12 protein-coding genes are annotated in these 16,722 nt (G+C 49.4%); all 12 read right to left on the bottom strand.

Annotation, left to right across the window (positions count from 1 at the left end):
* Positions 1 to 48 precede the first annotated feature (48 nt).
* A complete protein-coding gene (gene rpsB / locus DXD92_RS05095; RefSeq protein WP_022461152.1) occupies positions 49 to 780 on the bottom strand; it encodes a 30S ribosomal protein S2 in 732 nt (243 codons plus the stop codon).
* Between the two features lie 178 nt (positions 781 to 958).
* Positions 959 to 2,578 carry an HAD hydrolase-like protein gene (locus DXD92_RS19290; RefSeq protein WP_117801725.1) on the bottom strand — a complete coding sequence of 540 codons (1,620 nt, stop codon included), beginning with the start codon at positions 2,576 to 2,578 and terminating at the stop codon, positions 959 to 961.
* A 90-nt stretch (positions 2,579 to 2,668) separates the two neighbouring features.
* Complete coding sequence (locus DXD92_RS05085; RefSeq protein WP_022461150.1) at positions 2,669 to 4,114, bottom strand: hypothetical protein; 1,446 nt, start codon at positions 4,112 to 4,114, stop codon at positions 2,669 to 2,671.
* Positions 4,111 to 5,568, bottom strand: a complete 1,458-nt coding sequence (locus DXD92_RS05080) for a serine/threonine-protein kinase (protein WP_243856003.1) — start codon at positions 5,566 to 5,568, stop codon at positions 4,111 to 4,113. The genes DXD92_RS05085 and DXD92_RS05080 overlap by 4 nt, the downstream gene beginning before the upstream one ends.
* 292 nt (positions 5,569 to 5,860) lie before the next feature.
* Positions 5,861 to 7,627, bottom strand: a complete 1,767-nt coding sequence (gene argS / locus DXD92_RS05075) for an arginine--tRNA ligase (RefSeq protein ID WP_117509243.1) — start codon at positions 7,625 to 7,627, stop codon at positions 5,861 to 5,863.
* 22 nt (positions 7,628 to 7,649) lie between these two features.
* Positions 7,650 to 8,117 carry a CBS domain-containing protein gene (locus DXD92_RS05070; RefSeq protein WP_022461147.1) on the bottom strand — a complete coding sequence of 156 codons (468 nt, stop codon included), beginning with the start codon at positions 8,115 to 8,117 and terminating at the stop codon, positions 7,650 to 7,652.
* 275 nt (positions 8,118 to 8,392) lie between these two features.
* A complete protein-coding gene (locus DXD92_RS05065; RefSeq protein WP_055219448.1) occupies positions 8,393 to 9,643 on the bottom strand; it encodes an ABC transporter permease in 1,251 nt (416 codons plus the stop codon).
* Positions 9,644 to 9,654: 11 nt separating this feature from the next.
* Entirely contained in the window at positions 9,655 to 12,051 is a 2,397-nt protein-coding gene (locus DXD92_RS05060; RefSeq protein ID WP_118640223.1) for an efflux RND transporter periplasmic adaptor subunit, read from the bottom strand.
* Positions 12,048 to 12,731 (bottom strand): ABC transporter ATP-binding protein, encoded by a 684-nt coding sequence (locus tag DXD92_RS05055; protein WP_117801729.1) that lies wholly within the window; start codon positions 12,729 to 12,731, stop codon positions 12,048 to 12,050. Before DXD92_RS05055 ends, DXD92_RS05060 begins: the two co-directional genes overlap by 4 nt.
* The gene (locus DXD92_RS05050) at positions 12,728 to 14,173 is read right to left on the bottom strand and encodes an efflux RND transporter periplasmic adaptor subunit (RefSeq protein ID WP_118640222.1); all 1,446 of its coding nucleotides are present in this window, start codon (positions 14,171 to 14,173) and stop codon (positions 12,728 to 12,730) included. The genes DXD92_RS05055 and DXD92_RS05050 overlap by 4 nt, the downstream gene beginning before the upstream one ends.
* A gap of 222 nt (positions 14,174 to 14,395) precedes the next feature.
* Positions 14,396 to 14,659, bottom strand: a complete 264-nt coding sequence (locus tag DXD92_RS05045) for a hypothetical protein (RefSeq protein ID WP_022461142.1) — start codon at positions 14,657 to 14,659, stop codon at positions 14,396 to 14,398.
* 223 nt (positions 14,660 to 14,882) lie between these two features.
* Entirely contained in the window at positions 14,883 to 16,691 is a 1,809-nt protein-coding gene (aspS, locus tag DXD92_RS05040) for an aspartate--tRNA ligase (protein WP_118640221.1), read from the bottom strand.
* Between the last annotated feature and the right edge of the window lie 31 nt (positions 16,692 to 16,722).

The following is a 16,722-nucleotide window of genomic DNA, read 5'->3' as shown; positions in this document are numbered from 1 at the left end:
AAGGGAACCTGAATTTCAAGTTCCCCCCAGTTCATTACTTCGCGTAAATTATTCAGCGTCTGTCTCTGCTGCTTCTTCGTATGCAGCTTCCTCAGCCTCGCCCTGTTTTGCCTCGATCACTGCGTCTGCCATTTTGGAAACGATCAGTTTTACGGCACGGATAGCGTCGTCATTACCCGGAATTACATAGTCAAGCTCTTCCGGATCGCAGTTGGTATCGCAGATACCGATCAGCGGAATTCCCAGTGTATGAGCTTCCTGTACGCAGATTCTCTCTTTTTTCGGATCTACTACGAAGATAGCGTCCGGCAGTCTCTTCATTTCTTTGATACCGCCAAGGTTTTTCTGCAGTTTTGCAAGCTCTTTCTTTAACTCAATGACTTCTTTTTTCGGAAGAACTTCGAAGGTGCCATCCTGCTCCATGGTCTCGATTGCTTTCAGTCTTGCAATACGGCTCTGGATGGTTTTGAAGTTGGTCAGCATACCGCCGAGCCATCTCTCGTTTACATAGTACATTCCGCAGCGCTCTGCCTCAACAGCGATAGCGTCCTGAGCCTGTTTTTTGGTTCCTACGAAAAGGATTGTGCCGCCGTCTGCTGCGATGTCTGCAACAGCTTTGTATGCGTCATCTACCATTCCTACAGATTTCTGCAGGTCGATGATGTAGATACCATTACGCTCTGTGTAGATGTACGGAGCCATTTTAGGATTCCATCTTCTTGTCTGATGTCCGAAATGAACACCGGCTTCCAGTAACTGTTTCATTGAAATTACGCTCATTGTTTTATCTCCTTATGGTTTTATTCTTCCCCATGTTTTTTCACCTTGGAACCTGTTTTTCAAAAAACAGGCACCATCCTTGGTACCGCATGGGTGCTTATTGTGCAACAGTAAGATTGTATCACAGAGTTTTTTTCATGACAAGCATTTTTTTCGCGGATTCTGCGGTTTTTTTCTGTTATTTTTGTGTTTTTCCCTGTTTATCCTTTAAAAACAGATACCAGAATGTTCCGGCGCAGATTACCGCTTCCAAAAAGATGAACATCCATGCACCTGCCGGCGCTTTTTGGGTCATCCAGGATACGAACTGGCTCCGGTAAAGTCCCCAGATATTTTCTGCCATGTGCGCAAGAACCGGGGCAAGGAGTGTTCCGCACCGCTCATAAATAAGGATCAGAAGCACACTTACCACGGCTGCATAGACAAACTGCGTCACATTGCCGTGATATGCACCGAACAGCAGACATGATGCTGCGATGCCCCAGCCGGTTCCCCAGAAATCTTTTGCCCTGCGGTAAATCATGCCGCGGAAAACAATTTCCTCTGCGGCCGCGCTCAGCACACCGACGGACAGGATCAGAAGCAGCGGGTTCTGTCCTTCATAAATCTTTGATGCCATGTCCTGATAGCCGGAAAAGATTCTGGTAAAGCCGGTCACGTTCATTACAGTATTCAGGAGATGGCCGAAGGTCATAACCAGCAGAATACAGGCGGCTGCCTCTGCCGCACTCCACCGTTTTTCCGGTTTCGGGAACATGCCTTCATCTTTTTTGTACTGTTTCCAGAGAACCGGGATCGCCGCCAGACTGCCGATTGCTGATGCAAGAACGGATGTCGCGTGCATACGCTCTTCCAGATAACCGCCGGTCGTAAACGTCATCAGGATCAGCGCCAGAAGTACGGTTGCTCCGATCAGAAACAGTTCGTACGTCAGAAGCGGTTTTAAAAGACGCCATAGCTTCCGCTGGATAGGAATTACGATTTCCTCCGTTTTTGGCTCTGTTTTCGCTGTCCTTTTTTCTTTTATATTCTCTGCTTTTTTCTCTTTCGGCGCAAAGATTCCTGTTCCACTTTCTCCTCTTGTCAGCCACGGGATACGCTCCGGCTTCATTTTTTTGATGCGGTCGCGTCTTTTCTTCTCTTCTTTCGGATCCTCCGCCAGCAGTTTCAGTTCTTCCGGTGTATCACATACCTTTGCGGCACCTGCTGCCTCGAGTTCCTCTCTTCCGCCGTACCCATACGATACGCCGACACAGAGCAGTCCGTTTTCTCTTGCCCCGATTACGTCATAGCTTCTGTCACCAACCATCACCACGTCGGAACGGCTGTCTTCTGCTCCGAGTCGGCGCAGCGTCTCTGCGATGACTTCTCCTTTATCGGTTCTGGTTTCGTTCATTTCTGAACCGGTTACTACGGTAAAATACTTTCTGATTTCGAAATGCTCCAGGATCTGCTCCACGTATTTTTCCGGTTTGGACGATGCTACCGCCAGAATTTTTCCCTTCTCTTTCAGATACGCCAGAACCTCCGGGATTCCCTCGTATACTTCATTTTCAAAAATGCCCTCTGCCTCGTACCGCTCCCGGTATTTTGTGATGGCCTGCTGTGCTTCTTCGCAGCCAAGGCCTGCAAAATTCATGAAAGATTCCAGAAGCGGCGGCCCCACGTAACAGTTCAGTTTTTCCAGATCCGGCTCTTCGATGCCAAAGGATGCCAGCGCATACTGTACGCATCTTGTAATTCCAGGACCGGAATCGGTCAGGGTTCCGTCCAGATCAAATAATATCATATCTGACATACTCTTATTTCCTCTTTTACTTTTTTATCGTATGACATGTCTTTTATTCTAGCATATCGAAATTAGAAATACAAACAAAACCGGATCAGGCTATTTTCTGCAGAGTGCACGCAGATAGCGGGTGGTCTGATTCTGAATTTCGGCAATGGCACGAATCAGGTTCCAGAGGCGCCTTAAGGACTGCAAGAGGCGGGTTCCTTTTGGTTTCTGGCTGGTTCTTTGGCTGACAAGTGTGGAAGTTTTTGGTTTCACGTTGACTTCCCACGGTTTCATGGTTCGTACAATGCCGTCTGCGCCACGCACTTTTACAGTGATGCGGTTGTAGCCTTCGGAAAGGCTCTCGGCTTTCAGACAGATTTTGTTTTCTTTCCATTCGTATTCGGCTTCGGAGCCATTTACCATGCAGGAAAGAATTTCAGCCGTGTCGGCGGCTCCCTCGAGCAGAATTTCCGGGGTATAACCGGGATCTATTTCGACGCTGGTGTCGGCCGGGCGGATAATCAGGGGGTTCGGCGCTTCGAAATCTTCGTCTGCTATCTGTGATAATACGAAATCGGCGATGATCTGCGGCCGTATTTGAGATGGCTCCTCCCCGGCACTCTTAGATGGAGTTTCGGCAGGCGGAGGACTGCTTTCTTCTGTTTGTAGCGGAATATCATCTGGATCTTGGGTCACCTCCTCGGGCGTGGCTGCAGCAACGGGCAGCTGTTCGTCTGTTTTGAGTTCTTCTTTCTCCGGAGACGATTGCCCGGGCCCCGTTTGTTCCTGCTTTTCTGTGTTTGACTTTCCGGCATCTGGCATTACGGTAGGCTCCTCTTTTTCTGGTGCTTTTGTTTCCGAGGTTTGATTTTCTGACTCTTTTTCGGTTGACGGAGATTCCTGCTTCGTTTCTTCCATATCAGGCTTTTCCGGTTCCGGATCTTCTGGCATCAAATTTTCCGTTCCGGATTTTTCTGAACCTGTATCTTCATAATCTGGTTTTTCTGTGTCCATTTCTCCAAAATCCGTTCTCTCCGAATCTGACTCTTCTGTCTCTGATTCTTTTGTATCTGTTTCTTCACATCCTTCCTCTGATTCCGATTCCCCGGAACCCATATCTCCTGCCTCCGGCAATTCTCCTGGCTTCCCCGATTCTGAATCTTCCGAAATTTCTTTCTCCTCTTCTTCCCACCTTTCCGCTGGTTCTTTCTCCGGATCCGGAATTACCGTCGGGGGAAGCATTTTTTCTTCTCCTTCTTTCTCTTTCTTTCCGGTCTCTGCCGGATCTGTTTTCTCTTCCGGCGGCTCTGGTTCCTGCTCTGGTTTCTCTTCTATAGGCGGTTCTTCTTCTGACTTTTCGTCCGGCAGCAGTTCCTCCGGTCCGGCTTTCCCGTCTGCATCTGTCACATCACTGTTCTCGATGATTTCAGCTTCTAATTCCACGCTTTCCACCGCACTTGCGGCCTCGCCTGTCGTCTGCTGTGTCTCCGCGTGGACTTCGATTCCCTGGACTGCCAGGAATCCTGTCATCATTGCGCATATGGTCTTTTTTCTCATCCTGCTTCCTCCCATCTTTTTCTGATCTGCTGATAAAAAATATCCTCCTCCATTCCCGGAATTTCTGCGGCCTCGTTGAGGTACTGTTCTGCTTTTTCCTGCATGTCGAACTGAAGTGCCAGCTCTGCGGCCCTGAGCAGATTTTTCCGCCGGTTTCCATCCTGTCTGCTGCACAGAAGCCGTTCGTAATAGAGAAAACTCTCCTGGCACCAGTCCTGTTCTCTTTCCCCATCCCCGGATTTTCCGCCAAGATAGCACGCATCCGCCAGTCTCTGCCAGATAACCGCCTCCCACTGCCCCTCCATATTCTCGCCTGCGGCCTTTTCCAGCACTTCGATTCCTTTCCGCATGGCGTCTGTGTCATTTTCACGCGCCAGTTCTTCGGAAAAACTGAAATACATTCCTGCAACAGCAAGATATCTGCGGCAGCGTTTTTCCTTTTCCGGCTCCTGCTGCGTGTCATCATAAAATTCAGCCAGCAATGGCTCCATCTGCATTTTTTCCCTTGCCGCATCATCCGCCAGACAGTATTCCACAAGTTCCTGCTCCACACGCCCCGCCTGACTGAGATGGTCTGCCTTTAAGAACGCTTCCCGCGCTTTCTGGTAGTTCGGCAGACTGCCTTCTTCCACCGGATTTCCGCAGAACCAGAGATCTCCCTGCTCCTCCCATTCGTCTGCCGCCGGAAACTGCCCCCATGGCATCCTGCTGGCAACCGCAGCCGCTCCTCCTGTCAGAAAAGCAAAAACTGCAAAGATCCGCAGAGTCTTCCTGCCTTTTTGCTTTCTTTCCAGCCGCCGCAGTGCCTTTTTGACTTCTCCGGCAGACGCATACCGCTCCTCCGGCTTTTTCTGCATACACTTTTCCATCACCCGCCAGAGTCCTCTTTTCTGCCGCTTTTTCGCATGCTTCGCCATTGCCGCAAGCAGTGCGCCGAGTGCATAAAGATCGGAACGGGCGTCACACTTCCCGTCATACTGCTCCGGCGCTGCATAACCGCGGGTTCCATAACGGACTTCCACACCCGTTTCTTCTGTTCCGGCTGCACCGAAATCCACAAGGTATATTTCACCACGCTCTGTTATCATCACGTTGTCCGGCTTCAGATCCCGGTAGAAAACCGGCGGGTTCTGTGCATGGAGATAACAGAGAATCCCGCTCAGGGCAATTCCCGTTTTCAGAATTTCCCGGCTGGAAAACCGTTCTCCCTTACGCATACGCTGTCCGATAGATTTTCCGTTTACAGCTTCCATCACCAGAAAGCTTTTTGTCCCACTTTCCAGAAGTTCCACCGCACAGGGAATCCCGGGATATGAAAACTTCTGTAAAAGAAACGCTTCCCGGCGCAGTTTTTCCCTGTCACATATACTTACCTTGACTGCATACCGCTTTCCGGATCCAGTTTTCTCTGCAAGATAAACGACAGACGTTGCCCCTCTTCCGAGCACTGACAGCAGGCGATACTTCCCTCCCGGAAGTTCTACTTTTCCAATGATCCCGCCTCCTCTTTTTACGTCAAAGTGTTTGTCAGTCCGATATTCTGTTTTTGTACATGGATATAAATTGAGCCGAATGGCTCTTCGATAGAGTAATATAGAATCGATTTTTCAGGACGAATGTCCAAGCGGATGAAAAATCGTGATGTAAGTATAACACAACAGCCGCCGTTTCCGCAAGAACTACAGAAGCCGACGGCTGCCAAAAAAATCGCCTGTTTTTTATCTATTTTTTCCCTCTTGACGAATCTTACATCCGTTCCGGTGCCGAGAATCCCAGCAGGTCGATGCAGGTCTCAAGTACCTCGCGGACAAGATCCAGCAGTGCCAGGTAAGATGCTTTTCTTGCCTCATCCTGCTCACTTAAGATCTTGGTCTCGTGGTAGAAATGGTTGAACTCGTTTGCAAGCTCGTAGATATAAGCACAGATCTTATGCGGTGCTTTCTCCTCGAATGCGTTCTCCACAACGCCGTTGAAACGGGATACGGAAAGCATCAGAGCTTTCTCGCTGTCGCTCTTCGGTGCCAGAAGTGCGCCTTTCTTCAGTTCATTTCCCTCTTCTTTATATTTTCCGAGGATGGATTTTGTACGAACGATCGTGTACAGGATGTACGGACCGGTGTTTCCCTCGAAGGAAGTAAATCTCTCAACATCGAATACATAATCTTTCGATGCCTGGTTGGACAGGTCACCGTATTTAATAGCAGACAGTCCGACAATCTGTGCCGTTCCTCTTGCATCCGTATCTTTTACGCTGCGGTTCTCCACGATCTTCTGATACATCTCATCGTTGATCTCGCCGATCAGACGCTCCAGACGCATAACGCCGCCCTCACGGGTCTTGAACGGTTTTCCGTCTTTTCCGTTCATGGTACCAAAGCCGATAAAGGAAAGAACGGTATCATCATTCACCAGTTTTGCTTTTCTTGCACAGCGGAAACACTGTACGAAGTGAAGCTCCTGACGTTTGTCTGCCAGATAGCAGATCTCGTCCGGCTTGTACAGTTTCATACGCTGGATGATGGTTGCCAGGTCTGTCGTATCATACAGAGCTGCTCCATCGGATTTTAAGATCATGCACGGCGGGATCTCTTTTGTGTCTGTCTCTTCTTTGACATCAACAACGAGTGCGCCCTGGTCATAATGTGCATAACCATTGTCTTTCAGGTAATCTACCATGTCCGGAATGTACTCCTGTGCATCGGACTCACCCATCCACAGATCGAAATGAACGTCGAGGTTTCCATAGTTCTTTTTCAGATCGGCAACAGAAACGTTCATAATGTGTTTCCAGATCGCACGATATCCTCTTCTGCCCTGCTGCAGCTCTCTCGTTGCCTCGAGTGCACGTTTCTTATAGTCCTCGTCCTCTTTCGATTTGCCGCTTGCGCAAGGATAAATCTCCTCGAGCTCGCTGATCGTAAACGGTGCTTCCTCCGGGTACTCTCCCGTAAAAGACTCATCAAAATAAACAAGCTCCGGATGGCGCTCCTGCAGCTCGGTGATGATCAGTCCCATCTGCAGACCCCAGTCTCCAAGATGAACGTCACCGATCATGTTGTGGCCCATGAAGCGTCCCATACGCTTGATGCTCTCGCCGATGATCGCGGAACGGAGATGGCCGACGTGAAGCGGTTTTGCCACGTTTGCTCCGCCGTAATCTACGATGATGGTTTTCGGATTTTTTGCTTTCTCTACAGAAAGCTCTTCATCGTTCTGCATTTTGGAAAGATAATCTGCCAGAAATTCCGGGTTGATTTTCAGGTTGATGAATCCCGGTTTTACGGCTTCAATTTCACCGATCACGCTGTGATCGGTCACTTTTTCTACAACTGCTTCAGCCAGCTGGATCGGTGCTTTGTGGTATGCTTTTGCAGCTGCCATTGCGCCGTTGCACTGGTATTCGCACAGATCCGGGCGGTTGGAAACGGAAACCCTTGCATAGGACGGGTCCATCTCCGCAGCGGTAAAGGCTTTTACCAGCTCTTCCTGGATAAGATCGATCAGTTTTTTCATAATGTTTCCCTCATTTTCTTCTTTACTGCAGAATCATCTGTTCTGCGTTTTGTTTCCGCGCGCTGCGCCGGGCTTCTTCCTCTTCTTTGATGCCGCTTTTCTGATAACAGTACTGGATGATATCTCTTCTTCGGATGATGCCGATGAAGATTCCCTCGTCATCCACAACTGGAACGAAATTCTGCCGCATGGACATCTCGATCAGGTCCTCGATGTTGCTGTTGATGTTGACGGACTCATAATTCCACCGTTTCGGAACCTGCCAGAGCGGGATATCCTCTGCTTCATGGTAATTCAGCAGATACCGTTCTTTTATGATGCGGAGCAGATCTCCTTCCGTCAGTGTTCCCACATAGCAGCCCTTTTTGTTCAGTACCGGAACCGCCGTGTATTTATGATATTCGATCTTCTCGATGGCCTGCCGAAGTGAGCAGTCGTCATACAGATAAGCCGTTTCACTTTTCGGTGTGATAAAAAACAAAATATTCATTCGCGTATACTCCTTTTCGTTGGTCATACTCTTGTTTGATTATACCATAAACGAATGTGAAATGTCTTTGAATCTTTCTTATATTTTCATAAACATACCGAATCCGAAACTCGAATGCCTCTTTGCTGCGCCGCAAATTGCGCTTATTTTCCAGTATAACCGACTTTCCGCAAAAAGTAAAGATCTTAAGTTTCATCCGCACACGCCGCACAAAAAATCCGCACGGATCCAGCACCTACGCTGTACCCGCACGGATTTTTCAACTCTTTTTTGTTCTATTCTCTTCGCAGCGCATCGATCGGATTCAGGTTCGCTGCTTTTACCGACGGCAGCAGTCCGAATACGATACCGATCACCATGGAGAAGACCACGGAGAAAATGATTGCCGGAATACTGATCGCCACAGGCGTCTGCGATACCCTCGAAATCACCTGTGCCATGATAATGCCGCCCAGCACGCCGAGCAGTCCGCCGATGCTGGTGAGCACCGCCGCCTCGGTCAGGAACTGGAACAGAATTCTGCGTTTTCTTGCTCCGATCGCCTTTTTCAGGCCGATCTCGCTTGTACGTTCCGTTACAGATACCAGCATAATATTCATAACACCGATACCGCCGACCAGAAGCGAAATGCTCGCGATCCAGATCAGCTGCTGGTTCGTGCTCTGGCCTAACTCCTGCAGACTCTTTGCTTTCTCCAGCAGATCCTCTGCCTGATAGGAAAGAGAATCAGTTGTATTGGTCACGGATTCGTTCATGATATCCGCTGTTGTCTTTCCCACCGTGCTCATATCCTCGGTCGTTTTTGCCATCACAACGGCATTTTCCGGTTCATCATACTGGAATACGATCGGCCAGCAGACATCCGGCATCAGCACCAGCGGATAAGATTCCTGATTGTACGTATAGTAGTCATCTCTGGAATTGATGACCGGCTGGAACGAATCGGCTTTTTTGATCACGCCGATCACCGTGAACGGCTCTCCCATGATCTCGATCGTTTTGCCGACCGGCGACTCATCCGGGAAGAGTGTCAGCACTGCGGTATCGTCGAGGAGGACAACTTTGTGGGTCTTCGAGAAATCGCTCTCCACAAAGCCGCGTCCCTGATAAATCTGATATCCGCACGTCGACAGATAATTTTCATCCACGCCAAGCGCCTTCGCACTGTCCAGTGTTGTGTTTCCTTTTGCGATGCCGCTCACATACGTTCTTTCGGTGTAAAACGATGCATTTTCCACCTGATCCTGCTCGCGGATCCGCTTTTTCTGATCATCGGACAGTTTCGACACGCCGCTTGGCAGTCCGTTGTCCATCCAGTAATCGCCGTCGCCCTGCTTTAAGCTGACGGTCACGTTGTTGTTTCCAGCTCCGATCAGGTTCTGTTTGATCTGCTCATTCGTTCCCTTGATCGTGGAGACAATTGAGATGATCGACGCAATTCCGATGATAATACCCAGCATCGTCAGGAAGGAACGCATTTTGTGTGACCAGATTCCCTGAAAGGAAAGTCTTACATTTTCTAACATAATGCGCCTCCTTAACTGTTGTAATAATCCGATGAACTGGATTCCTTCGTGTCTGCGCCTTCCACCACGGTTTTGCCGTACGGAAATGCAATGTAATCCTCTTCGGAAAGACCGCTCTTCACTTCGTAATAACTGCCCCACAGAAGTTTTCCGGTTACCACATTCTGTTTCTTTAATTTATCATTTTCATCCCGGATATAAACGAATTTCTGTCCGTTTTCCTCGCGGATGAATTCTTTGCTGACGTACAGGCCGTTGCCGTTTTCTACATCGTTTCCGACAGTGATTGCAATCTCGATCCAGTCACCGTTTTCAAAACCTTCTCCGCCTTCCGGGATAACGGCTGTGAACGGATAGAAGGAGGCTGGTGTCTCGCTGTACGACATGTAGCTTGTTGTCGGGTACGGAGAAATCTCGGTTACGGTTGCCGCTGCAAAAGCACCCGAAGACCAGGAAGTCACGTTAAGTTCATCGCCGACTTTTACCTGATCGAGATACGTCTCGCTTAAGTAGCCGCGCACGTACAGACCTTCGTTTCCACTGACCTGGATAAAGGCGCTTCCGTCGTTGGACGGGTTTTCTGCATTTCCAACCTTCTTTACCACACCGCTGATCGTCGCTTTTACGGTCTGGGAATCCAGGGATTTCTGCGTATTTTTGACTTTGAGTTCCTCTTCCTTCTGATCAAGCTTCAGATTACGGATCTGGCTTTCTTTTTCGCTGATGGCTTTTTTCAACTCATCTTTTGTGTAGGTCATCTGGGTATCATCACCGGAAGAAGTATTGTTATTTGCGCTGCTTCCTGTGGATGATGTAAAGAGGGACTGTACCGATGCTTTTTCACCGTAGAATACGGTTTTTGCTGTCGTCTGCACTGCTTCCGGCGCATCTTCGCTCTGCGGTTCCGCTTCCGGTTCTGCCGGGGCTTCAGTCGGCGTCGGCGTTTCCGTCGGAACTGGGGTCTCGCTCGGCACCGGAGTTTCTGTTGGAACCGGCTCTGTGGTCGGAATCGGTGTTGTACTTGGTTCCGGGCTGACGGTCGGCTCTGGAGTTACACTCGGTCCCGGCGTAACGCTCGGGGTCGGAGTTACACTTGGTGTCGGGGTAATCGTTCCTTCTTTTACCGCCACATTTGCAGTGCTGACTGCCATGGAAGTACCCTTGTCATTTTTCGCTGTCACTTCTACTGTATAGATTCCGGCATCCTCTTTTGTGATGTTTTCTTTTGTGTAAGTATCCTTAAAATCTCCGTCGATTGTCTTTCCGTTGTGTTTCCAGACGTATGTGTAAGTGCCATCCGTTTCGGTGTTTTCTGTGGAATCGTCTGCCTCACCGCTTCCATTTCCGGCTTCACCCGGCTGTGTCACATCGTCCTCGGACGGACTCTCGGTTCTATCATCCGTTTTATCGTCTGCTTTCTCATCCGGCTTCTCTTCGGTATCTTTCTTCTCATTGATTCCGATTTTCAGCTTCAGCTCGCCGCCCTCTGCCACCTCTGTGTTGGCAAGCGGCGTGGTGATTTTTATTTCCGGTGCATCCGCCGATTCGGATTCTTTCAGACTCAGGACTGCTTCATACGAAGTCTCGTATACTTTCGCAATCTTCGTTCCATCCTGCTCCCACACGGTTTCCAGCGCCTCTGCGGCTTTGTTTTCCTCATGAATCTCCAGGCGAAACCAGTATCCTTCGCTGTCCTCTTCTTTTTTCGTTCCCTTTTCATCCGCGTATCCTGCCATCTGATTCAGGAATCCGCCTGTTAGGACTGTTCCCGGTGCGCAGAGATAGGTGTATGGGTCTTCCTGCGTTCCTTCTCCTTTGTATGGTTTGGAACCAAATACAAGCTTATTCGTACTGCTGTACAGAACAGCATCCTCGTACGTCGGCTCCGGTTCTGGGGTCGGAATCGGTTCGTCCGGGAAATCCGGATCGATGGGTTCATCTGGAAAATCCGGGAAATCCGGGAAATCCGGCTCCACCGGATTCAGCGGCGTATCCGATACCGGTTTTGTCTTTTTCAGCTTTTCCAGTTCTTTTTCACTCTGCTGGATTTTCAGCTTTGTCTGTGCAAGCTGTAACTGCTGCGTTTCCAGATCCAGCTCGATCATGCTGGTATCGTATGTCATCAGCGTGTCTCCGGCATTTACCACATCGCCCTCTTTGACGAGAACCTGGGAAATGGTCTGGCTGTCGGAAAGATAGATGTTCTGGGAAGCCGTCGAGGTGATCTGGCCTTCCATGTTCATGCTGTCTCCCCAGTATCCACTCGTAAAGTCACTGACCGGATACACTTTTACGGTTGTCTTCTGCGCCTGGCGAATCCCATAATAGCCGCCGACACTTACGCCACCCACGGCAACCGCTGTCACGACTGCAATCGCTGCTTTCTTTGCGGCTTTTCCTTTTTTCATGCTTCGGCCACCTCCTTCGATTTCATCATTCCGTCGCGGATCTCCACGGTGCGCTGTGCCATCGATGCGATCTCCGCGTCATGCGTAATCATCAAGATGCTGACGCCCTCATCGTTCAGGCTCTGGAACAGCTCCATGACCTGCTCGCCGGAATGGGAGTCGAGCGCTCCGGTCGGCTCATCAGCCAGCAGAATTTTCGGATGGTTGACGATCGCTCTTGCAATCGCCACACGCTGTTTCTGTCCGCCGGAGAGCTGGGTCGGTTTGAAACTCATACGGTCGCCGAGCCCCACCCGCTCGAGGGCAATCGCTGCCCGCTCTCTTCTCTCTTTTTTCGGCACGCCCGCGTACGTCAACGGCAGGCATACATTTTCCATTGCGCTCTGTCTTGCAAGGAGTTGGAAGTTCTGGAAGACAAAGCCGATTTTCTGCAGGCGGATGTCCGACATCTGATTGTCACTGCATTTGCTGATGTCCTGTCCGTCGAGGATCAGCCGTCCGCTCGTCGCCTGGTCGAGGCAGCCGACAATATTCATCAGTGTTGTTTTTCCGGAACCGGAAGGACCCATGATCGCAACGTACTCGCCTTCTTCCATGGAGAAGTTGATGTTTTTCAGAACCGGAACCGGGATTTTGCCCTGCATATATTCTTTACAGATATTCTCTAATTCCAGAATCACGGCTGCACCTCCCCGTCATCTGCTGATCCGGCTTCCTGTGTGTCTGCCGGTTCTGCCTTACCATTGTCGGCGCCGCCGATCACGTTCGTTGTATCTTCCTCACCGCTGTACTCTGCGCCGTCCATGGTATTGTCAACCATGCCGTTTTCATCCTGCGTCATACCGTCGTCGACCATTCCATCGTCGTTGTCAAGCATACCGTCATCCACCATTCCGTCATCCTCGCCGCCGGCCGGATTGCTCTGTCCCAGTGATCCGTCGGTGCTGACTACGGTCTTCATCCCTTCTTCCAGACCGTCCTCCGGGAAGGTGATTGCATCATCTTCTGCAAGGCCGTCGGTGATCTGATATTCCATCATATTTTCATCGTGTGTTCCAAGGGTTACGCTTCGTTTTTCCAGTTTGCCTTTTCCATTATCGGCCCAGACGTAAGGATTGCTGTCGACATCGTTGATAAAGGAGTCAGACAGCCAGATTCCTGTTTTGACTTCCTGCTGGCCGACATCCGGCTCTACGTAAACGTGCTGACCGAGCATCAGGCCATTTGTTCCATCGAGCTGTACATAAAACGGATAGTTGCTTGACTGCGTCATACCGTCTCCCGAACTGCTGTAAACGTTATTGCTTCCTGTCCGTGCATTTTCCCGATCAATCTTTGTCACGGTTCCGGTCCAGGTCTGATTCTCATCTACACGAGAATGCACGATCACCTGGCTTCCTTCGGTAATCGAACCGTCGCTCATATTCTGTTCATTGATCTGGCCTTTTACACGGAAATCTCCCGTTGCAAGAACGGTCAGGAAGGAATTGTCGGAGTTGTCACCGGAGTAAGCGCCGGCGCTGCTGTCATCGTTGTTGATTGATTTTACAACACCGGCGATTTCGCTGATCACGGTCGCATTGGTGATGTTATCGTTTAATTTATCAATCTCCGCCTGTTTTGATTTTCCTTCATATTCTTTTTTCTTTAAATCCAGCTCCGCTTCCTGAATTTCCAGTGTGATGCTTGCCTGCTGGTCTTTTGATGCCTGCTTTTTGTCTTTGTAAAGCTGGTCGATATTGGTATTCATACTTGAAAGTTCATTGTTTATACGTTCCAGATCCAGCTGCGCCTGCTCGAGGTCACTCTGGAATTTCTCGGTATCGTAGGAGAACAGCGGTGTTCCGACCTGAACCTCCTGACCGACTTCCACATAAACTTCCTTTACCTTTTTCTCGCTGTTTTTCTCTACCTTCCAGGTATTTTCCGACTCCACAACACCGGCATAGCGGTTTTCCATTCCATTTCCGGTTCCCAGATTGGTCAGGGCTTTTACAGTATTGACATAGACGACGTTATCGTCCTCTTTTGTACTGTTTCCAAGGAAATGCCATGTCACTCCCCCTCCGGCTGCCGCCAGCACTGCGACTGCACACACAATCGCGATTACTTTTTTCTTCATACGCTTCCTCCCACTTTTCTATTTTACAAATTAATTTTCTGCTTTCCCAAGTTAGTTCTATCGTATCACATTTTGTTTTTTGTTTTCTTACTTTTTCCTTACTCTTTTTTTAGCAAATACTGGCTTTTTCTGAAAATAGATTTTTGTTTTTGTCATTAAAAACCTGCCTCCGTGTTTATGACGGAAAGCAGGTTTTCTTTCGAATCTGTTAGATTTTATTTTTTATGCTACAAGTTTCATCTCCCGCAGAATGCGGTATACGAGATAACAGATCAGCGCTGCACAGACCAGTTTGAACAGAAGCGGAACGACGGCGAACACGATTTTAAATCCAAGCCAGATCACGCCGATCGGGAGAAGAATAGTGGCGCATGCGCCGAGGACTTTTCCTCCAAATTTCAGCAGCAGTCCGACGATCCCAAATAAAATTCCAATTCCGCAGAGCAGACCAAAACAGGTTGCCAGCATGACTAATGTAACTAACATCGTGATCCCTCCTTGTCTTTTTCTCTATGTGTTCCACTTGCTGTGGATGTTTCCGTATCTTTCTTACAAACCATATTGTAGCACTTTTTTCCAGCAAAACAACGGGGAAGACGTGGAAGAATTTCTTAAGTTTTTCTTTACACCGATCGAGTGAAACCTAAAAAAGGACAGACAACGCTGCACTTCTGCAAAATTGTCTGTCCTGTAAATTACAAAATTTTCTTTACTCTTCTGTTGTCTCTTCCTCAGCCTGCGGCTCAACCTCAAGACCAAGCTCTTCCAGCTGTGCTGCGTCAACCGGTGACGGAGCCTCGGTCATCAGACAGGAAGCATCTTTTACCTTCGGGAATGCGATGACGTCGCGGATGCTGTCCTCTTTTGCCATCAGCATAACGAGACGGTCCAGTCCGTAAGCCAGTCCGGCGTGAGGCGGAACTCCGTATTTGAAAGCATCCAGAAGGAAACCAAATCGCTCATGTGCCTGTTCCTTTGTGAAACCAAGCATCTCAAACATCTTCTCCTGCACATCGTTCTGGTGAATACGAACGCTTCCTCCTCCGATCTCAGTGCCGTTCAGGACGATATCGTAAGCTTTTGCACGAACTGCGCCCGGATCGGTATCCAGAAGCGGCAGATCCTCGTCCATCGGCATGGTGAACGGGTGATGCATTGCGGTGAAACGGTTCTCCTCATCGGACCACTCCAGAAGCGGGAACTCGGTAATCCATACGAAACGGTATTCGTTCTTGTCGAGAAGTCCCATCTGCTCTGCCAGTTCCAGACGAAGTGCGCCAAGAACGTTCCAAACAATCTTGTTGCGGTCTGCTGCGAAGAGAAGAAGGTCTCCAGCCTGTCCGTCCATGGCTTTGATGAGGGCTTCCATCTGCTCCTCTGTCATAAATTTGGAGAAGGAAGATTTCCAGCTTCCATCCTCATGGATTGCAATGTATGCAAGACCTTTTGCACCGTAACCTTTCGCAAACTCAACGAGCTTGTCGATTTTCTTTCTCGGCATTGCGCCCTGTCCCTTTGCGTTAATACCGCGGACAGAACCGCCGTTTTCAAGTGCGCCCTTAAATACAACGAACTCGGTATCTTTTACGGTCTCGGAAACATCAACCAGCTCCATACCGAAACGCAGGTCCGGTTTGTCGGAACCGAAACGGTTCATAGCCTCTTTCCAGGTCATTCTCTGGATCGGGAGCTGTACCTCAACGCCGAGCACCTCTTTGAACAGGTGTGCCAGCAGTCTCTCATTGACATCGATAACATCATCTACATCAACGAAAGCAAGCTCCATATCGATCTGGGTGAACTCCGGCTGACGGTCAGCACGCAGGTCCTCGTCACGGAAACATTTTACAATCTGGATATAGCGGTCATAGCCGGAGCACATCAGAAGCTGTTTGAACAGCTGCGGAGACTGCGGCAGTGCATAGAAGCTGCCCGGATGAACACGGCTCGGTACCAGATAGTCTCTGGCGCCTTCCGGTGTGGATTTGGTCAGCATCGGGGTTTCGATCTCAAGAAAACCTTCTTTTGACATGAACTCACGGGTGAGCATTGCCACCTTGCTTCTCATAATCAGGTTTCTCTGGATATCCGGTCGGCGCAGATCCAGGTAACGGTATTTCAGACGGAGCTCTTCTCTCGTCTTGGAATCCTCCTCGATCGGGAACGGCGGGGTTTCTGCCTCGGAAAGAATGCGTAAGGACTCAGCCTTTACTTCGAGCTCTCCTGTTGCCAGATTTTCATTGATAGCACCGGAGCGGGCCATAACTTCACCTTCTACGGCAATGACGAACTCGCTGCGCAGTTTTGCTGCTTTCTCAAAACCTTCCTCACTGATCGGGCCGTTCTCAAAGATAATCTGCATAATACCGCTTCTGTCACGCAGATCGACGAAAATAATTCCGCCTTTATTACGGCTCTTCTGTACCCAGCCCATCAGGGTTACTTTTTTTCCGATATCTGCTTTTGTGACTTCCGCACAGCGGCAGGTTCTCTTCAGGCCTTTCATGGATTCAGCCATTTTCTTGTTCCTCCTATTTGGAACTGCGGAC

Origin of the sequence: Blautia sp. TM10-2 (assembly GCF_003480845.1) — a bacterium.
In the GTDB taxonomy this organism is placed as follows: domain Bacteria; phylum Bacillota; class Clostridia; order Lachnospirales; family Lachnospiraceae; genus Fusicatenibacter; species Fusicatenibacter saccharivorans.
Note: the sequence above shows the minus strand (reverse complement) of the source record. Positions and strands in the feature narration are given on the sequence as shown.